Raw genomic sequence first — 20,737 nt, forward strand, 5'->3', positions numbered from 1 at the left:
CATAAAATACTATGTCTTCTCTTTTTATGAAAATAAGACAGTTTTATTCTTATAGACTAACACTCTACGGGTAAGATGATATTCTATAGCATGAGATAATACGATCTTTTCCAAGTCCTGCCCTTTTCTCACTAAATTTTCTATACTATCACGATGCGTTATCCGGGTAATATCTTGCTCGATAATAGGCCCTGCATCAAGCTCTGCTGTTACGTAATGGCTGGTTGCTCCAATAATCTTCACCCCTCGTTCATAAGCGGCATGATATGGCTTCGCTCCCACAAAAGCGGGCAAAAACGAATGATGTATATTAATTATTCTATTGGGATATGATTCTATAAATTCATCTGTTAGAATTTGCATATAGCGGGCCAGAACTATAAAATCTATATTGTTTTCTTTCAGGAGAGCAATTTGTTTAGTTTCAATCTCTTCCTTATTATCCTTATTCAGTTTCAACACATGATAGTCAATTCCAAATTTTTCGGCAACCCACCTTAAATCTTCATGGTTACTAATAATCAGAGGAATCTCAACCTTCCATTCACCCGCTGTGTAACGCGCCAATATATCGAATAAACAATGTGACATTTTAGACACAAAAACGGCCATACGTGGTGTATAGTCGTTAAAATAAAGTCGAAAAGTCATCCCATATTTATTTGCATACATTGTCTGAAAGTAGTCTGCTATTTTTTCTCTTGGGATAATAAAATTAGTCAGATCCCACTCGACACGCATAAAAAAAGTATTCTCCTGCTTATCTACATGTTGCTCAAGATTAATTATATTACCACCATTCACATTTATAAAATCAGTAACAGCCGCCACCAAACCAGGGCGATCTGGAGACGATATGAGGATAATTGCGTGAGCGTTATTCATTGTTATATTTGTTAATCTCCCGGAGACTGTTCCGGAAATATCTTTACTTTGGTTATTTTATTTTCTTTAAAGAACACACCAATTCCAGCCCCATAATTGACTTTCGGGAAATCTGCATCAGCAAATCGAATTAACCATGTCTTATCGGGAAAGAAAATAATATTAGGAAATTCAACGGGAAAATCAGACAATGATAATTCCTGATATTTACCAATTTCATCATCAGTTATACCAAAACTAAAAGGATCAACCTCCAGTTCGGCTTTTATAGATGCAGTAGCTTCTAATAAGTATTTATCTATATTACTTATGATTGATTCTATAAATAGGAGGTCAAACTGATTCAGATCATCTTTTCGAATAGTATCTCGAGATACTAGTTCGACCCGAATAGGCTCCGCATATGTTATTGTAGTCTTTAGTTCATCTTCTCGAATCCAATACCAAACACCTGTAGGGATACCTTCTTTTACTTCTTTCCAACCCATTATAAACCTAATCCTCTTCAACTACAAGATTATCAATAATAAACTCTTGTCTTTCAGGTGTATTTTTCCCCATATAAAAATTGAGCATATTATTGACAAGGTCTTCTTTTTTCATCGTTACACGATCCAAGCGTATATCTTTACCAATAAAATGGACAAACTCATCCGGTGAAATTTCTCCCAACCCTTTAAATCGGGTTATCTCAGGATTTGCTCCCAGTTTACTAATCGCATCCAATCGCTCTTCTTCTGTATAACAATAAATAGTTTCTTTCTTATTACGAACACGGAAAAGTGGGGTTTGTAATATATATACATGATTCTTCTTTATCAGATCGGGAAAGAACTGAAGGAAGAAAGTAAGTATTAACAAACGAATGTGCATACCATCGGTATCGGCATCAGTTGCTACTATTATTTTATTATAACGTAGTCCATCTAATCCATCTTCTATATTCAATGCAGCCTGTAGAAGATTGAATTCTTCATTTTCGTATACAATTTTCTTGGTCAAACCAAAACTATTCAAAGGTTTACCCCGAAGACTAAACACTGCCTGTAAGTTAGGATTACGACTTTTTGTAATAGATCCACTAGCAGAATCCCCTTCTGTGATAAAAATACAGGTTTCATCCAGATTATCTCCTTTTGTATCATTGTAGTGAATCCGGCAATCACGTAATTTCTTATTATGCAGGTTCGCTTTTTTTGCACGCTCACGGGCTAATTTTGTCACTCCTGCAATAGCTTTACGTTCTTTCTCCGACTCTAAAATCTTTTTAAGTAAAGCTTCCGATGTCTCTGCATTTTTATGCAAAAAATTGTCCAGCTCTTTCTTAAGAAAATCTCCTATAAACTTTTGTACAGAAGGACCTTTTGGTCCCATATCTTTTGATCCCAGTTTTGTTTTTGTCTGGGATTCGAAAACAGGTTCTTCAACCTTTATACTTATAGCAGCTACTATTCCACTACGAATATCGGCATAGTCAAAATTCTTATTATAAAATTCCTTTACCACACGTGATAAAGATTCCCTGAAGGCAGATTGATGTGTTCCTCCCTGCGTTGTATGCTGTCCGTTGACGAAAGAATAATATTCTTCCCCATACTGATCGGTGTGAGTAATAACCACTTCGATATCTTCATCTTTCAGATGAATGATCGGATAAAGTGGTTCGGAAGTCATATTCTCATTTAAAAGGTCTACCAGACCATTTTTTGAATAAAACTTTTTACCATTATATATTATTGTCAAACCTGTATTGAGGAATACATAGTTCTTCAGGAGACTCTCTACATAATTATCTCTAAAGTTATAGTTAGTAAAGATTGTATTATCTGGTATAAATTCGATAAGAGTTCCGTTTTCTTCACCTGATGATTGAATCTTATCTTCTTTAGTTACGATAGCCTTGCTATATTCGACCGACATAGTTTGTCCTTCACGAAAACTTTGTATATGAAAGAACGATGAAAGCGCATTTACGGCTTTAATACCGACACCATTCAATCCTACTGATTTTTTAAATGCTTTAGAATCGTACTTTGCACCTGTGTTCATTTTTGAAGACACATCTTTCACTTTCCCTAGGGGGACTCCACGTCCGTGGTCACGTACTTTTACTACACCCTCTTCGATAGTAACATCTATCGTTTTACCAAACCCCATCATATATTCATCGATAGAGTTATCCAGTACCTCTTTCAAAAGTACATAAATACCATCATCGGCTGATGTTCCATCACCCAATTTACCGATATACATACCCGGACGGCGACGAATATGTTCCTGCCAATCGAGGGTTTTTATATCATCATCGGAATAATTTACTTCTGGTAGCTTGATCTCTTCTTCCATAAACGTCTAAAATCTCTTTTAATAAAAATGCATTGTAAAATTATAAAAAATTCTTCGGAAGAAAAAGTCCTCAACTTAGCGTGTCTTTTTATCGAAGCTGTTTTATATATGCTCTACGCTTCTTATGATTTTCGGCATTAAAACCATCCCATAATGAAGCGACTTTATTATTCATTTCCAATTCAGGGTTAGATTCTGCAAACTGAAATCCACATTTATAAGCCGATGGAATAAAATCATTAAATATGATTGCATTTACACCTTTCCCCTGATATTCAGGTGCTATACCTATCAGAAGAAGATCTATAACAGGATTTTTCTTGCTTTTCAAATCCTTAAGTAAAGGAAGCCATCCAAATGGGAACAATTTACCTCGCGATTTGATCAATCCACGTGATAAACTGGGCATTCCGATTCCAAAACCTATAACTTCATCTGTTTCTTCTTTTATAATGATGGATACAATATCCCAACGTAAAAGAGGAACATACATCTTGACATAATGATCGATTTGCCTTTGTGTCAAAGGCGCAAAGCCATAAAGTGGTTTATAAGCTTCATTCATCAGTTTGAATAAGCGAGCTACATACGGGCTGATTTGCTTCAAACTTTTGAATTTCAAAACCTTTAATCCATAACGTGTCGCTATCATGTTGGCAATACGCTGATGTCTTTCGGGCACTGCGCTAGGCACAGGAATCCTATATTCATTCCAATCAGCTTCTTTTTCAAAACCCAGGCGCTCAATTTGAGTTACGTAATATGGATAACTATATTTAGTCGCCATTGTACTTACCTGATCAAAACCATGTATAAGCAATCCTTCCGGGTCAAGATCGGTAAATCCCATAGGCCCTACTATGGCATCCATTCCTTTCTCTTTTACCCATTTTATAGCTGCAGCGAATAAAGAATCGACAACCTCATTGTCGTCTATAAAATCGACAAAGCTAAAACGAGCATGCTTCTCGTTCCAAACTTCATTAGCTTTACGATTTATTATAGCAGCTATTCGACCTACGATCTTATCATCTTTGTAGGCTAAAAACATTTGCATTTCACAAAAGTCAAATGCCGGATTCTTCTTTGTGTCCAATGTATCCATCTCATCCAGAATAAGGGATGGTACATAATAAGGACAATCTTGATATAACTTAATAGGGAATTTGACAAAAGCTTTTTTCAGAGCTTTATCATTTTCATCAACTTCTTTTATTAATACAGACATACTCTTATACAGGTGTTTCTATTTTGGGCGTAAAGATAATATTTTTAGTTATAACTTATAAGTTATTAAATACAGGCGGGATCTTGTTTTTATAAATTTTAGAACAATTTATTACCATATCAGTTCATTTTCCGACACAATATAATCCATCTTTACATCGTTAGCTTCTACCGGAATCTTATCTAATAATTGAAAATCGAAACATATCCCTAGCTTAGGTGCTTTCAGTTTTGTAAGAAAACGATCATAGTATCCTTTTCCTCTTCCTAAGCGATTCATATATCTATCGAAAGCAACACCGGGAATAATAATTAAGTCAACTAGCCTATAATCGGTAAAATTATCCCCTATCGGCTCCATAATCCCAAAAGATGATTGCAAAAAGCCTGTAGTCTCAGCATAAGGTCTAAAAACAAGATTATCAGACTCGACTACCGGAAGGTAAAAATTCTTCTCAGAAGACCATTTGCTGATAAATTCAAGAGTTTGCACCTCGTCATCAAAATTATTATAAATAAAAACATTCTTTGCATCCTGAAATACCCCAGTCAATTCTAATACTGACAAAACTTCATTCGATCGATTATATAACTCGTTCGAACTATAACCTTTTTTGATAGAAGATATTTCTTTCCGTAACTTACTCTTTTCCTGTTGTATGTTATTCATTATTTTTGATATTGAGGTTAAAAACACCCCTTTACTCATTTAAACGTAAATAGAAATAATTGACAAAAATACACTAGTTAGACAATATTATCCTATTTTTGAAGCTTAAAATAAAAAGGCTTAAAACAATTTTAAGAAAACTACCCCTATGACTACCTTTTCTAGATTCTTTCAGAAACCTATTTTTTACGACAAACGACTTATTTTTACTCTATGGATAGGAGCTGCACTATTTGCAGGAATAAGTCATATAAGCAAAGACAATAATTATCAAATATTCAAACATGTATTCTATAACACAATAGAACAGATAAATCTTTATGCCGAATACCCTGAAAAATATTGGGATACAAATCATTACGGGCCTTTCTTCAGTATCATCATAGCACCATTTGCCTTGCTACCTGATTATCTGGGCATTCCCTTATGGGAGATGTTTATAGCTGCGACCTTATTGTTAGCAATATATAAACTACCAATTCAGTGGAAAGGAAAAGTTATTATCTACTGGATAGTAATACATGAGTTATACGTAAATGCAACCAATAGCCAGACAAATACACTGATTGCAGCTCTAATTATAGGCACATTTATTTGTATCCGTTCAGAGAAAGACTTTTGGGCTGCATGTTTTATTATGCTAGGCCTATTTATAAAACTCTATGGTATAGTTGGTCTAGCCTTCTTTTTCTTTTCCAAAAAGAAAATAAAATTCATAGGCTATCTACTCCTGTGGGGTACTATATTTTTTATATTGCCTATGTTGCTATCTTCGCCTCAATTTATTATACAAAGCTACTTGGACTGGTACGAATCACTCGCCCTCAAGAATGTCTTAAATACAGCCTCTGCATACCAGGATATATCAGCTATGGGTATGATAAGGCGAATATCGGGCATATTAGAATTATCTAACATGATAATGCTCATACCGGCGATTATTCTTTTCGCACTACAATATATACAAATTAAAGCTTATAATAATCCGATCTATCAATTTGGGCTATTGGCGTCTACATTAATGTTTGTAGTTCTATTTAGCAGCGGATCTGAAAATAGCACTTATGTAATAGCCACATCAGGCCTAGCCTTTTGGTTCATTCTTCAAAATAAACCATATAGTAAATATATAATCATCCTTTTTATCATCACTTTATTTATCACAATTGGAGCAGGATCTGACATAATGCCGTCATATGTAAGAAAAGAAATAATAAGACCTTATGCACTGAAAGCATTACCATATCTTATAGTTTGGTTAACACTTGTATACCAACTTATAACATTTAAAAGAACAACTAAAGAAACTCTCTCTAACAAATATTTAATCGAAGAGTAAAATAAAAAAAGCCGCTTTTTTAGCGGCTTTTTGTTATTTAATAATTACAATAATTTATTTATACCTCTCTTCTTTAATAGCGTCAACTGTCGCTTTATTTGCCTTTATCAAATTAAGTGCCTCCTTTAGAATAGAATCGTCTTTTTGAAATATCGAATAAAATCCCTCTTCTCCATACAAATTCCGTATTATAAATGATGCTATCTGAGTTTGCAGAAGTTTTCTCGACTCTTGAATAAGATATGGTTGACGGCGTATTCCTTTGCCATAAGCATACTCTACTAAATTATCTACAAGTGGCTGGGTTGCTAAAAACCTTTCTGCTTCCTGCCATGTTTTATATTTTTTGAACAACTCTCTATTTTGTTCAGTATAAGAGAATGCATATTCGCGCAAAGCTCCACTATTAGCCACCCGAAGATAATAAGAGTTGATGCCTATGGTATCTCGAGGTACAAATACATCAGCAAGAATACCATCATCACCGTATACAGGGCGACCTGAAAGCGTTTGGAATTTAGGAAGATTATCTAATTTTATACTATCGCGATTATCAAATTCACCACGATTATATCTATTCACCAAATCCAAATCATAATCTGTGCGATCACCTTTTTTATAAGCTTTCTGTATACATCTTCCTGATGGTGTATGATAACGGGCTATTGTCAATTGCAGGGCCGATCCATCCCTGAATACATGTCTGCTTTGAACTAATCCTTTACCAAAAGAACGACGACCTACAATCAGTCCTCTATCATTGTCTTGCATAGCACCCGAAAATATCTCACTTGCAGAAGCACTTCCTTCATCAATTAATACCACCAATTGGTTTTCTTTGCAAGTTCCGGAACCGTCAGCAAAAACATTTTCCCTCGGATATGCACGACCTTCGGTATAAACAATCATATTTCCACTAGGTAAGAATTCATTAGTCATCATTATTGCTGCACCCATATAACCGCCTGTATTCCCCTGAAGGTCTACAATAAATGATTCACACCCCTGACTCTTCAATTTTGCAATTGCGGTAATAAATTCGTTATATGTAGTACTACCAAACTTGGTAACCTTTATATATCCTACTTTATCATCTATAATATAAGATACCGGTACTGTTTTTACAGGTACATCAGCACGTGTAACTTCAAATGAAATCAGATCTTTGCTTGTACCTCTTTTTATATCTAGTTTTACTTTTGTATCTTTTTTACCTCTTAGGTTGCGAAAGACTTTTTCTTCATTGAGACCTTTTCCGACAAAAAGACTGTCATTAACATATACCAATCTATCGCCAGGAATTATACCAACTGCCTCTGATGGGCCACCAGGCACAATGTTTACAATAACAACCGTATCGCTTTGAAGCATAAACTCGACCCCAATCCCGCTGAAATGACCTTCTAGCTCATCCCCTGTCAATTCCATATTTTCGGCCGAAATATAAGTTGAATGAGGATCTAGTCCCGCGATAATGGTAGGGATAGCACTTTCCATCAAATCATCTACATTTACGGTATCTACGTATGACTTATTAATATAATCAAATATGGTCTCCAATTTATTACTTCCCGAATTACCTATCCAACCTCGAATAGGACTGAATACAGAGAAAACATTTCCAATAAAAATACCAGCTGCGATACTCAATGCTATGCATAAAGGCAACCAAACATAAATTCCCTTATTACTTTTCATTTTATTTCCCGTCTCACTTATTATTCATTATATATTACATCAATATCTAAATACACAACCTCAATGCCAGCTCTTTCAAGTAAAGAAGCTCCATCACTCCGCCGATATTTCTGACAGTATACAACCCTCTTTATACCCGCTTGTATAATTAGCTTCGCACACTCGATACACGGAGAAGAAGTTACATACATTGTAGCTCCCATACTACTATTGTGCGAACAGGCAACCTTTGTAATGGCATTAGCCTCGGCATGTAAAACGTATGGCTTAGTTTCATTGTTTTCGTCTTCACAAATATTTTCAAAACCGGAAGGAGTTCCATTATATCCGTCAGATATAATCATTTTATCTTTAACAATAAGAGCTCCCACCTTCCGACGTACACAATAAGAATTTTCGGCCCAAATAACAGCCATTCTCATATAACGCTCATCCAAGAGTCGTTGTTTATCCTTTTCCATATGTAATTAAAAAACTAAACCTAATTTATAACCGATAACCCAAACCTAATTGAAACAGACATTTACAGATAAAAGGAGGAGACAAAAAATAGTCTTCTATCCGTTTCTTTTGGCAGGACAAAGATAATCAAAAGTTAATGATATGTTATTATAAGTCTGTTTTTTATCAAGAATACTCACACCCTTATTTAAGCCAAAATAATCTTTTCTACTCCGCTAGATTTGCGATTCAACGCAATTAGAGTAAATTTGCAGACAGAATCATTAATACAAACTGATAAAAAAGAATCGACATATGAAAGATCATAGATTTAAGGCACATCCTTGGCACGGAATCAGTATAGGCGAAAATGCACCTGAGGTTGTAACTTGCTTTATTGAAATAGTACCTACAGATACTGTAAAATATGAGGTGGACAAGGAAACAGGATATCTGAGTATAGACAGACCCCAGAAATATTCAAATATAATACCGGCTCTCTATGGATTTATACCTCAAACATATAGCGCAGACCGAGTAGCAGAGGTTACTAATATCCAACTAAAAAGAAATGATATAGAGGGCGATAACGACCCCGTTGACATATGCGTATTGACAGAAAAAGACATAACACACGGCGATATAATCGTTAAAGCACGTCCGATTGGAGGTTTTAGATTATTAGATCACAACAAGGCTGATGATAAACTCATAGCTGTATTGGAAAATGACGCAATATATGGTTCGTTCCGGGATATATCTGACGTGCCTACGATGGTAATAGACCGATTGAAACATTATTTTACAACCTATAAAGACCTACCTGGAGATAAATCTCCACGTTGTATATTAACTGACATATACGATGTAACAACCGCATACGATGTAATCCGTCGCTCGATAGAAGACTACAACAACGAATTCAGAAATGAAAAGTAAGAACGTCAGGAAAATAATTATACTAACTATTTTTATACTTACACCTTGTTTATGTGTATTGTATGGTTATTTTGAAGCTCGACATATCGTTATTAAAAAAATAACTTTTTCTCACAATGATATTCCTGAGTCCTTTAATGGGAAGAAAATCATTTTTATATCCGATATTCATTGTGACAACTATTTTCCTGTTAAAAAAGTGGCAGATCTTGTTGATATAATCAATGAGCGAAATCCTGATATAATTATCATAGGAGGTGACAATGTTCGTAAAGACACAACATACTTTACTCCCTTCTTTAAAGAAATCAGTAATTTGAAAAGTAAATATGGTGTATATACGGTCTTGGGTAATCACGATCATTGGGAAGACCCACAACTTATACAACAGGGCTTTAGAGATTGTAAATTTTATATTTGTGACAATCAAGGCTATTGGATAAAGGAAGACAATGACAGCATTCGAATTGGCGGAGTCGGAGATTTTTGGGAAGATAAACAGCTTTTAGAAAATACGACACAAGATGTCAAAAAATCAGATTTCTGCATTCTTCTATCTCACAACCCTGATTACATGGAAAATCTAAATAGCAATCTGGTCGACCTTGTTTTGTCTGGACACACACATGGAGGACAAATTACCCTTTTGGGGCTATGGGCTCCTATAATGCCAAGTTCGATGCATCCCGAATATCTTCAAACGGGTCAAAAGTATAGATATGGCTGGAAAGAGAAAGATAATATCAGGGTGTATATTACCTCTGGAATTGGAATGGGAGGTTTTCCTTTTCGTTTTTTTGCACCTCCGGAGATTGTAGAGTTTACATTGAGTAATAAATAAAATAAGAGACTAATAAACGGTCTCTTATTTTATTTATTTGTATAATTGATTATTTTCATCCATCCGTAAAAACGTCTTATTCTTACCGAAATAGCATTTTAATGTATCACTTATGTTGAAAATCCGATAACTATCTTGATATGCCCATGTCCCTTTTACATATACTTTGAACAGATAAACTTCATCCGGATTACTCCTTTCATTATCAGCTGTTTTTTCGTAGGAGATAGGTTCTATATATTCGATCTTAGTAATCGTGCTGTTTTCGGCATCTCTATATTTCAAATGACTTTTTACTGCTTCACCCATCTTATCCAAATCATACTGATAAGAACTGCAAGAAATTAATCCAAGGCCTATGACTATTAAAAATATATACTTCTTCATATCCGACAAAATATTAATGTTTTTCAAATTTAAATTAATAATTCGAGATAATCATTTAATAAAGTCACAAAGAACTTAATTATTCGCGTTTTCTTTTAATCCATTACTTTCTTTAATAAACACATTATAGTTATCAGATCCTGAAGACTCTTCATAGATTACCAAATCAAAAAATTTAACAACACTAATCAGATGACTCATAACTTCAGCTAAAATTATTTCATACTCTGCCCAAACTGTTGTATTTGTAAATGTGTATATTTCAATAGGTAAACCTTGTGTTGTAGGAGATAATTGACGTACCAACAATGTCATCTCATTACTTATATGAGGATGATTTTTAAGATATCCAATACCATATTGCATAAACAGTTCACAATTTGTAATTACATGCTTGTCTAAAGACAGATCGTTCTCAATCCCGTTATTTAATTTAGCAAATGCTTTTTGTTTTGTTTTTATATACCCAGCAAGACTCTCTACTCTTTTAAATTTTTCTAATTCTTCGTCGGTTAACGGACGAATACACTCATATTTAAGATTAATGGCCCGTTTAAATCTTCTACCCCCCGACTCTTGCATTCCCCTCCAATTTTGAAACGAATCAGAGATAAGGGCATAAGTTGGGATTGTAGTGATCGTTTTATCAAAATTTCGCACTTTAACGGTTGTCAAATTTATTTCCTCTATTGTACCATCAGCACCGTATTTGTTCATAGTAATCCAGTCCCCTATCTGCACCATATTATTTGTCGAAATCTGAATACTACCTACAAAACCCATAATAGAGTCCTTAAACATCAACATTAAGATAGCTGATGCAGCCCCCATCGCAGCAAAAAAGGCTGTTGCCGATTTCCCTGTCAGAATAGAATATATAACTACTGCTGCAAAGATGAAAAGCACAATTTGTATTACCTGAAAATAGCTTTTCATCGGTTTATTCTTGAATGCAGGTTTTTCCTGTAAAACATCACCACATGATTTCACTAAAGCCATTATTGTCCAGATAATCATAAATACCAAATAAATATCTGTAACCTTTATTAATGGAGAGATGAGACCTTTAAAATCATAGAAAACAATAGGAATAGTTCCTCTTACAAAGGAATAAGGTATAACTAAAGCCAGATAATGAGGAAGCTTATTATTAATTGTATAGCGAAAAAAGGTAAGCTTTGTGATCCTCTCTACCCGATAAAAAACGAATGTCAATAATTTTCTCACAACAAACTGCAAGACATAGACTGTTATCGCCAAAATAGCTAACAACACTATCAATTTAACATATATAATCCATTGCTCGGAAACTCCCGCCTCGGAAAGTACTTTTTGCATCCAACGGGCTATAACGATTGTTATTGATTCGTAATCTGATTGTAATTCTTCTATGTCCATAATCTCTTTCTTTATGTAAAATATAATGTTTTGCTACAAATAAATTCAGGCATTTACAGCTTTTACTTTCAATAATTGTTTGATAGTTTCTCAAAGCTAGATATTTTAAAGTTTAGCCACAAACCCTATTTAATCTATAGCCGATAAATATTATAAAAAAAGCTAAATTAGCCTTCATTACGATAAGTGGACTTCTATTTATGTGAGTTTATGCTCATCTCATTCTATCATCTTTTCTATAAAAGATGATAGAATGTTTAAATTAATTATGATACATTAAACTTTTTACATCTTATTTTCTTACTTTAGCGTATCTTTATGAAGCGCAGATGAAGAAGAATAATGGAAAAGGGCAAAAGAAATTTTCTATAAAAGACAGATTATTAACATTTAAGCATATATCTAATGGATTCAGGGTATTATGGAAAGAAGAACATAATGCACGCATTCATATTATCACGTCTATTGTTGTAATAATACTTAGTTTTGTTTTGAAGTTATCATTTATGGAATGGCTAATAATCTTAGTATTAATTACATTAGTGTTATCCCTTGAGATTATCAATTCTGCTATTGAAAATATATGTGATTATATTTCACCCGAATGGCATCAATCTATAAAAAAGATCAAAGACCTTTCAGCCTCTGCCGTTTTTTTAGCAGCAATAGTATCTGTTATCTGCGGTATTATTATTTTTCTCCCCAAACTATGTGATTTTATAAAATAAAATTAGACTAATTATAGTTAGATAAATTAAAGACATATTAAATAATGAAAAAAATATTCTATTTACTTGCAATCTCTTTATTAATGATCTCTTGTGTCGAAAAACCATTAAAATTGAATGTAATGAGTTTCAATATTCGCCTCGATCATGCAGGAGATAGCCTTAACAGTTGGCAATATAGAAAAGATGTAGCAGGTAAAATAATAAAAGATAATGATATAGATGTATTAGGTACACAAGAGGTGTTACTTAATCAGTTGAACGATCTAAAAGAAAGACTACCTGAATACACAGCAATAGGTGTAGGTAGAGATGATGGAAAAGAAGCTGGAGAATTTTCTGCTATATTTTATAAAAAGGATAAATTCACAGAAGTAAAATCAGGAAATTTTTGGTTGAGTGAAACTCCTGACATAGCTGGTTCTAAAGGCTGGGACGCTTCTTATGTACGCGTTGCAACATGGGCAATACTAAAAGATAAAGAATCGACGAACAAATTTCTAATAATAAATACACATCTGGATAACGATGGACTCTTAGCTCGTATAGAAGGTGGAAACCTACTATTAGAAAAGGCTAAAGAGTTGGGTAAAGATATACCTGTTATACTCACAGGAGACTTTAATGACACGCCCGATTCTGAAACGATAAAAAACATCACTAATACAAATAGCTCTAAATACTTTAAAAATAGTAGAACTATTGCAGCAGAAGTATCCGGTACAGACTGGACATTCCATGATTTTGGTCGTCTTGCGGAGGATGAACGTCCTTGTCTTGATTACATATTTGTTAGTAACAGAGCATCAGTCTCAAACTTTCAAGTGCTTGCAGACTCTATCAATGGCATATATATATCTGATCATAAAGCAATAATGGCTACAATACAGTATTTTCCATTCGAGTTTTCTTTTGAAATAAATTAAATGTCTTTTCACATTCACCAAATACAATTTAATATGAGGAAATCATTCATTTTATTAGCTTTAATAGCCGTAGTAGGTATAATTAAAGCACAAGGACCTCAAAAGTTACCAATCGATCCACAAGTGAGATTTGGAAAACTTGAAAACGGTCTTACATATTATATCAGGCACAATGCTTATCCTGAAAAAAGAGCTGATTTTTATATTGCTCAGAAAGTAGGATCGATGCAAGAAGAAGACAATCAGGCCGGGCTGGCTCACTTTCTTGAGCATATGGCTTTTAACGGAACAAAGAACTACCCAGGAAAGAAAACTATGCTCAATTATCTGGAAACTATCGGCGTTAAATTTGGAGCAAATGTAAATGCTTATACATCATTTGACGAAACAGTTTACAACCTTTCAGATGTTCCGGTAGTTCGCCAAAGTATTATCGATTCATGCCTACTAGTCCTACATGACTGGTCTGGATTTATCGCCCTGGAGGATAAGCAAATAGATGAAGAACGTGCTGTTATAAAAGAAGAATGGCGCACACGTAGCGGAGCACAATACCGAATTTGGGACAAGCAATTACCTGTAATATTCGAAGGAAGTAAATATGCAGATCGAATGCCTATCGGTAAAATGGAAATAGTAGAAAATTTTCCCTACCAAACACTTAAAGATTATTACAACAAATGGTATAGACCTGATTTGCAAGCAATAGTTATTGTTGGAGACATTGATGTGGATGCTGTAGAAGCACAAATAAAAAAGATGTTTGCCGATATATCTAAACCTGTAAATCCTGCTGAAAGAATATACTTTCCTGTGCCAGACAATGAAGAACCGATTGTTTCAATTGCAACCGATCCTGAAGCTGTAAATACACAAGTAACTTTATTTATAAAGCATGATATTATACCAGCCGAAGTAAAAGAAACTCAAGCCGGATTAGTAGTCAGCTTTATGAAAGGTATGGCTTCGAGGATGCTTTCTGACAGATTAAAAGAAATATCTCAAAAGGCTGATGCTCCTTTTGCCGGCTCATACGCATACGATGGTAATTTCTTTGTTTCTAAGACCAAAGATGCCTGGACTACAATCGCTTTGAGTAAAGAAGGTAAAGTAGACCTAAGTCTTGCCAGCCTTATCAGAGAAAATGAGCGTATCAGAAGATTTGGTTTTACTGATACTGAAGTGGAAAGAGCTAAAGCTACTTTCTTACAAGAATACGAAAGAATGTACAACAACAGAAGTAAAGAGCGTAATGATCGTTATGTACAAGAATATGTACGCAGCTTTATCGATGGAGAAGGTATTCCGGGAATCGAATATGAATACAATTTCGTAAAACAATTCGCTCCTATGATCAATGCTCAGGCTGTAAATGCAATGGTTCAACAGATCATTAACAATAAAAATATTATTATTACTGTTACCGGACCAGAAAAAGACGGACTAAAATATCCAACAAAGGAAGAGCTGATAGCTGTATTCAAAGCTACGGAAGCGGAAGAAATCACACCTTATGCTGAAACAGTATCAAACGAACCTCTTGTTGCAAACCTTCCGGCTTCGGGAAAAGTGGTAAATACCGAAACTGACGCCAAACTCGGAACAACGATATGGACCTTATCTAATGGGATGAAAGTAGTCATAAAAAAGACAGACTATAAAGATGACCAAATTCTTATGTCGGCACATGGATATGGTGGAACATCAATAGTTCCCGATGCAGATATTAATAATGCAAATATGGCATCGATGGTACCATATGTAGGAGGTATAGGCAATTTTAGCTCTACTGATCTTAAAAAAGTTCTTGCTGGAAAATCTGCATCTGTGAATGCAAATATATCATCTTACACGCAAGGATTTAATGGTTCGTCTACAATCAAGGACATCGAAACTTTGCTGCAATTAACCTATCTGTACTTTACTTCTCCACGAAAAGATGAAGGGGCTTATTCTACTATTATGGATATGGTAAAGAACCAATTGAAAAACTTGAGTGCAGACCCTTCTTTTGTTATGGGATTAGAAATATCAAAAACAATGTATGGAGATAATCCTCGTATGAAAGAGATGACTCTTGAAGATGCTGAAAAACTTAATTATGATCGTATTATAGAAATTTATAAAGAAGTATTTGCAAATCCGGGATCATTTACCCTAAATTTTGTAGGAACCGTAGATGAAGCGACTCTTAAACCTCTTGTAGAACAATATCTAGCCTCACTCCCATCAGGAAACAAAGATGCTAAATATAAAGAATTCAATGCTACAATCTTAAAAGGGGATAAAAAAAATGTATTCGAACAAGAAATGAAGACTCCGAAATCTTCTGTATTCGAACTATATAGCGGAACATTAAAACGCAATCAGAAAACTCAGATATCTTTATCTGCATTAAAACAAATACTAGATATAGTCTATATGCGCACTATAAGAGATGAAGCCGGTGGTACATACGGAGTTCGCTCACAAGCTTCGATAAGTCGTATACCTGACGGTCAAACTAAATTGCAGCTGACTTTCGATACTGATCCCGATAGAGTACACACAATTTCACCTATTATCGACCGTGAAGTGAAAAACATAGCCGAAAATGGGCCGGAGGATGCCGACTTCCAGAAAGTAAAAGAGTATATGATTAAGAAATTTCAGGAAGATGAAAAGACAAATGGATATTGGGTGGGAATACTTGGCAGTAAATATTTCTATAACGAAGATAATCACTCTAATTATTTGTCATTAGTAAGCGCATTGACAAAAGATGATATAAAAACACTTACGAAAGAACTTATCTCACAAGGTAACTTTATTGAAGTGATTATGAATCCGAAAAAATAATTATGTAAAATAAACTCTAAGAAAAGCCGTTTAAGCATAGAATTAAACGGCTTTTTATAGCATAACAGACAAGAAACACAATCTTAACTAAACCTTAATTATAATACAAAGCTGTTTTAAAATGTTTACGCTTTACTTTGCAGAAAAAAGAATATGAAACAACTTTATCTCATTATTTGTATACTCTTTCTTCAAGCTATGGATATGTGTTTCGCACAAGATACTATAGCATTTAAACCTTCCGGTAAAGTTATCGCCAGAGGATTTCTCGATTACAGCACAGGATTTGGACATGTAAATCATCAAAAGGGGTTTGATATTACCAGAGCATTTGTGGGCTACAATTATAAGTTTACCCATACTATCCAAGGGCAGGTTATCATTGACGGTGCAGCCGGAAAAACTTCTTCCAATGGTCTGGAAGTATATCTCCGCAATGCTTTTATTAATTGGAACGACAAAGGCTTCAACATAAATATTGGGCAAATAAGCCTAATGCAGTTCAGTATACAGGAGAAATACTGGACACACCGTTATATACAAAAGTCTTTTCAAGACTTGAATAAAATGGCTCCAAGTGTAGACTTAGGATTTAGTGTAGAGTATGATTTCAATCCATATATTTCAGCAGATATTAGTTTAACAAATGGTGAAGGATATAAAAAAGTAAAAAAAGACAACTCCATGCGTTATGCTGCCGGTATAAGCTTACACCCGATAAAGAACACTATTTTCAGAGTATATGCAGACTATTACAATAAAGACGAAGCTCAATACGACAAACTACCAGAAGGTATTACCGATGCAAAATACAAAGATCAATATACGTTATCCTTATTTGCAGGGTATCAGAACAAGAATATTTCAGGTGGTGTCGAATACAATAAGGTCTATAACAAAGGCTTTATTGAGAAAAAGAATTACTATGGGTATTCTATCTATGCATCAGGAAAAATAGCATCTAAATGGAGAGCTTTTGCCCGCTATGATTTGATGGATTCTTCTAATCCGGTTAATTTTACTTCTCCATGGAATAGTCTAGACGGGCAATTGATGATGGCCGGTGTAGAATTCCAACCTGCAAAGCAGCTAAAAATAGCCCCTAATTTTCGTAATATAAATCCGAGTAGATCTAAGGCTGAGCAATATTTCTTTATTAACCTTGAGTTCAACTTATAATATTAATTTCTATACAAAACAACAAAAAGCAGTATGGCGTTTGATCACCATACTGCTTTTTATTTTATATATAATAATTATCAATTACTCTGACTCATTCTAGAATGAGAAGGCTGTTCTAGCTTGTAATACATGAAAGTTCTTATCCATCGAATAATATACATTATCTAATTTATTATATGTATAGTCAAGCATGATTTTAGCGTTTTTATTGAAAGCAAAGTTTAGACCTACCGTTACAGAGTGCATTTTACCTCCACCAATACTTGTTGAAACAGGAGGATAGTCTACATATTTGCCATTAGGATAAAATTGTTGCCTACCTTCAAGAAATACATCGCCTTCTGTAATATCATTCAGATTAGTATAGTTATAACGCGCTACAACCTCAAGTGCCCGACCATTATGCCCATTCAACATACCTTCTTCTTTTGAATATGTATAGCCAGATCCGAATATTTGATATCCCAGCTCGGCATAGGCTCCATCAAAAGAATTACTTCTTATAGGATTTCCTTTTTGCCATGATGCCAATGTAGTCCAACTCCATACTCCACCCAATTGATTAGTAAACAAAAGTTCATCCGGACGCTCTTTAGTGACCTTCTTATATAGATATTCACCTCGAGCAAAGAATTTCGAATTGTGGTATAGAATTTCGGCTCCAAGATTTAGAACCCCTTTAGCCCATGGTAATTCAGCTTGAAGCAAGTTTTTATCATCGACCAAAGAATGAAGGTTTGTCTGAAGTGTAACTGATGTTTTGTTTACACCGTCAACCATTTCGCCGGTATGAACATCTGCATAACGAGCTGAAAACCCGACATGTAATGTTTGATTATCCGTACTAACTGGTCTTACCAACCATCGCCCACTAACACTTACTCCCTGGAAACCTGACAATTGATCATTATATTTATTCTCAGCAAAAACACCTTGAGTAGCAGTAAACATATTGTTGTAGAACTTATATGAAATTCCTAACGACCTTTTTATACCTAAGGCTTCGGCTGCACCTGCGCGAGTCATAAACCGATAGCTATACAGGCTTGTAAGTAAACTCATACTATTGGGTTCAGCATAGTATCCGGCTTTAATACTATGATTTGCGGTTCCACTTACATTCGGTAGAGTGTACTTCAGGAATATATTCTTTTGTTTAAAATCGCCTCTCGAGAAGTCAAAATCTGCATAAAAATACCAATTCTCATAACTCAACCCTGCCCTGATACGTGCATCAACAATTGCAGCACCTGATTTTAACGACGTATAGTCTGTATTGTAATACGCTGCATCTGCCATGAAACGACCACCTATCTTCATATTAACATCATCTTTTGTTAATTGCAGAACAGGGTCTGTATCAAAGTCCTGAGCTTTTGCTTTAGTAGAACAAATAAGTAAGCTACAAACAGCTACTAATAGATATATATTTTTTTTCATGTCTATTCAATATTTATTTAGTATAACCCAATTTATCTAATAATTCTTCCGAATCAGGTACTGTTTGCGGAGCATTTTGATCACGAACACCTTTATCTATAAAGAAGTCAAGTGTCATTTCGGAACGATTGGTAAACATCGCATCGAGATATGGAGGTTCAAACAAGTTACTTCCTGAATTGCTAAAGTTATAATCACCATAATATTTAGCCATTTGATCCCGAGTATCGAAAGAATATGGATGATTCAGCATACCCGCCCTTTTTATCAAATAATCTTGCCATGGTGCATTCAGTTCCGGATAATTATTAGGAGCTCCGGCTATACACGGACCTATAATATGGGCCAAATATTTTACACCTAAATTAATAAACGATGCATATCCAACCGGACTATCGTCCTTAATATCTGTAGCACCATTACCCTTCCACAATAAGAAACACATAGGAACTTGTCCTTTATATACATCGGCTACTCTGACTAAGCTTTCTAAAGAGAAAGTTTGTAATATCACTTTACCATTAGTATTCCCTACATTAACTTTTCCATCTTTATAAAAAGGTGTATTTGAATTTTCCGGTTTAGTAATAATATTCATATCTAATCGGTCTAATTCATCATATACCCTCTTTTCGAAATCGGATGGATTTAGCCAAGACTCTTTAAATTCAAGATAAATACCAGGAACATTACCACTTCCACCTTCAACATCATCCTCAAATTCAAACTCATATTTTACTACATCAGCAGTTCCCCCAAGTGTGCTTACAGATCCGCCTGTTTTTCCGATTATGCGATATATCCTGTTTCCGTTAGCATCTCTTTTCAATTTTTTACCTTTGGAATACTGAACCAAATCTTCTAAAGTAGAAATATATTGTTTTTGAGTACTAAAACCACTACGAGCCTGTTCGATACTAGTTTCATTAAACCATGTACCGGCATCGAGCTGTAGTAGTTCTTCATATGTATAATAGCTTGTTAAATTAGGGACGAAACCGGCCTTATCTTGTTTCACTTTCGCCTCAGCTTCTGCTTCTGTGTATCCAAGTTTCATATAATAATTTTTCCTACCCTTAGGAAGGGTTTCACCAAACACATTTTCGATATTCGTCGTTCTCTTTAGGTTATCATCATGTAATGCCAGGATAACCCCATCTTTAGATATCTGCAAATCGGCTTCAAGATAATCAACTCCCATTTCCCTAGCCCAACGATATGAAGCTTCCGTTTCTTCAGGAGTCCAAAACGTCGATCCACGATGTGCTATTACAGAAAATTGAGGAACATAATCTCTTACCTTTTCCATTTCGGGTGATAGCCTGTCTATATGTACATCATAGGCGTCTTCCCGAACTTTATTCGTCTCATTATCTTCACAAGACAACAAGAAAAACATGAGCATACAAAATACTCCGAATTGTAAGATCTGTTTAATCATAGTTTTTAATT

18 protein-coding genes are annotated in these 20,737 nt (G+C 34.7%); 7 read left to right on the forward strand and 11 right to left on the reverse strand.

All coding sequences use genetic code 11. From position 1 onward, the window contains the following. Nucleotides 1-24: 24 nt before the first annotated feature. The 5 genes from purU to JGH11_RS06510 all read right to left on the reverse strand — a co-directional run bounded on the left by purU (nucleotide 25) and on the right by JGH11_RS06510 (nucleotide 5,128). Nucleotides 25-885, reverse strand: a complete 861-nt coding sequence (purU, locus tag JGH11_RS06490) for a formyltetrahydrofolate deformylase (RefSeq protein WP_201110761.1) — start codon at nucleotides 883-885, stop codon at nucleotides 25-27. Between the two features lie 11 nt (nucleotides 886-896). Continuing rightward, a complete protein-coding gene (locus JGH11_RS06495; RefSeq protein ID WP_201110762.1) occupies nucleotides 897-1,373 on the reverse strand; it encodes a hypothetical protein in 477 nt (158 codons plus the stop codon). 7 nt (nucleotides 1,374-1,380) lie between these two features. Then, nucleotides 1,381-3,231: a DNA topoisomerase IV subunit B gene (locus JGH11_RS06500; RefSeq protein WP_201110763.1), complete on the reverse strand. Its 1,851-nt coding sequence runs from the start codon at nucleotides 3,229-3,231 to the stop codon at nucleotides 1,381-1,383. 88 nt (nucleotides 3,232-3,319) lie between these two features. Then, complete coding sequence (locus JGH11_RS06505) at nucleotides 3,320-4,459, reverse strand: hypothetical protein (RefSeq protein ID WP_201110764.1); 1,140 nt, start codon at nucleotides 4,457-4,459, stop codon at nucleotides 3,320-3,322. 111 nt (nucleotides 4,460-4,570) lie between these two features. After that, nucleotides 4,571-5,128, reverse strand: a complete 558-nt coding sequence (locus tag JGH11_RS06510) for a 5-formyltetrahydrofolate cyclo-ligase (protein ID WP_201110765.1) — start codon at nucleotides 5,126-5,128, stop codon at nucleotides 4,571-4,573. Nucleotides 5,129-5,276: 148 nt separating this feature from the next. On the opposite strand from JGH11_RS06510, the gene JGH11_RS06515 reads away from it, so the two are divergent. After that, a complete protein-coding gene (locus tag JGH11_RS06515; RefSeq protein WP_201110766.1) occupies nucleotides 5,277-6,467 on the forward strand; it encodes a glycosyltransferase family 87 protein in 1,191 nt (396 codons plus the stop codon). Nucleotides 6,468-6,521: 54 nt separating this feature from the next. Here JGH11_RS06515 and JGH11_RS06520 read toward each other — a convergent pair whose 3' ends face one another. Both JGH11_RS06520 and JGH11_RS06525 read right to left on the reverse strand, forming a co-directional pair. Next, complete coding sequence (locus JGH11_RS06520; RefSeq protein ID WP_201110767.1) at nucleotides 6,522-8,165, reverse strand: S41 family peptidase; 1,644 nt, start codon at nucleotides 8,163-8,165, stop codon at nucleotides 6,522-6,524. 20 nt (nucleotides 8,166-8,185) lie between these two features. Beyond that, a complete protein-coding gene (locus JGH11_RS06525) occupies nucleotides 8,186-8,626 on the reverse strand; it encodes a dCMP deaminase family protein (RefSeq protein WP_201110768.1) in 441 nt (146 codons plus the stop codon). A gap of 295 nt (nucleotides 8,627-8,921) precedes the next feature. On the opposite strand from JGH11_RS06525, the gene JGH11_RS06530 reads away from it, so the two are divergent. Next, on the forward strand, nucleotides 8,922-9,545 hold the full coding sequence (locus tag JGH11_RS06530) for an inorganic pyrophosphatase (protein WP_201110769.1): 624 nt from the start codon (nucleotides 8,922-8,924) through the stop codon (nucleotides 9,543-9,545). Then, nucleotides 9,535-10,386 (forward strand): metallophosphoesterase, encoded by an 852-nt coding sequence (locus tag JGH11_RS06535; protein WP_201110770.1) that lies wholly within the window; start codon nucleotides 9,535-9,537, stop codon nucleotides 10,384-10,386. Before JGH11_RS06530 ends, JGH11_RS06535 begins: the two co-directional genes overlap by 11 nt. Before the next feature lie 33 nt (nucleotides 10,387-10,419). Here JGH11_RS06535 and JGH11_RS06540 read toward each other — a convergent pair whose 3' ends face one another. Beyond that, entirely contained in the window at nucleotides 10,420-10,773 is a 354-nt protein-coding gene (locus tag JGH11_RS06540; RefSeq protein ID WP_201110771.1) for a hypothetical protein, read from the reverse strand. A gap of 75 nt (nucleotides 10,774-10,848) precedes the next feature. After that, nucleotides 10,849-12,171 carry a mechanosensitive ion channel family protein gene (locus tag JGH11_RS06545; RefSeq protein ID WP_201110772.1) on the reverse strand — a complete coding sequence of 441 codons (1,323 nt, stop codon included), beginning with the start codon at nucleotides 12,169-12,171 and terminating at the stop codon, nucleotides 10,849-10,851. 329 nt (nucleotides 12,172-12,500) lie between these two features. Here JGH11_RS06545 and JGH11_RS06550 point away from each other — a divergent pair, with 329 nt between their 5' ends. The 4 genes from JGH11_RS06550 to JGH11_RS06565 all read left to right on the forward strand — a co-directional run bounded on the left by JGH11_RS06550 (nucleotide 12,501) and on the right by JGH11_RS06565 (nucleotide 17,842). After that, nucleotides 12,501-12,899 (forward strand): diacylglycerol kinase family protein, encoded by a 399-nt coding sequence (locus JGH11_RS06550; RefSeq protein ID WP_201110773.1) that lies wholly within the window; start codon nucleotides 12,501-12,503, stop codon nucleotides 12,897-12,899. 44 nt (nucleotides 12,900-12,943) lie between these two features. Next, nucleotides 12,944-13,825 (forward strand): endonuclease/exonuclease/phosphatase family protein, encoded by an 882-nt coding sequence (locus JGH11_RS06555; RefSeq protein ID WP_201110774.1) that lies wholly within the window; start codon nucleotides 12,944-12,946, stop codon nucleotides 13,823-13,825. A 33-nt stretch (nucleotides 13,826-13,858) separates the two neighbouring features. Then, nucleotides 13,859-16,663: a pitrilysin family protein gene (locus JGH11_RS06560; RefSeq protein WP_201110775.1), complete on the forward strand. Its 2,805-nt coding sequence runs from the start codon at nucleotides 13,859-13,861 to the stop codon at nucleotides 16,661-16,663. Nucleotides 16,664-16,816: 153 nt separating this feature from the next. Then, a complete protein-coding gene (locus tag JGH11_RS06565) occupies nucleotides 16,817-17,842 on the forward strand; it encodes a hypothetical protein (protein ID WP_201110776.1) in 1,026 nt (341 codons plus the stop codon). A gap of 99 nt (nucleotides 17,843-17,941) precedes the next feature. Here the strand turns inward: JGH11_RS06565 and JGH11_RS06570 are convergent, their stop codons facing one another. Both JGH11_RS06570 and JGH11_RS06575 read right to left on the reverse strand, forming a co-directional pair. Then, nucleotides 17,942-19,285 (reverse strand): porin, encoded by a 1,344-nt coding sequence (locus JGH11_RS06570; RefSeq protein ID WP_201110777.1) that lies wholly within the window; start codon nucleotides 19,283-19,285, stop codon nucleotides 17,942-17,944. Between the two features lie 13 nt (nucleotides 19,286-19,298). Beyond that, a complete protein-coding gene (locus tag JGH11_RS06575; RefSeq protein ID WP_201110778.1) occupies nucleotides 19,299-20,726 on the reverse strand; it encodes a glycerophosphodiester phosphodiesterase family protein in 1,428 nt (475 codons plus the stop codon). Nucleotides 20,727-20,737 lie beyond the last annotated feature (11 nt).

This window comes from Dysgonomonas sp. Marseille-P4677 (assembly GCF_016652235.1).
Taxonomy (GTDB): domain Bacteria; phylum Bacteroidota; class Bacteroidia; order Bacteroidales; family Dysgonomonadaceae; genus Dysgonomonas.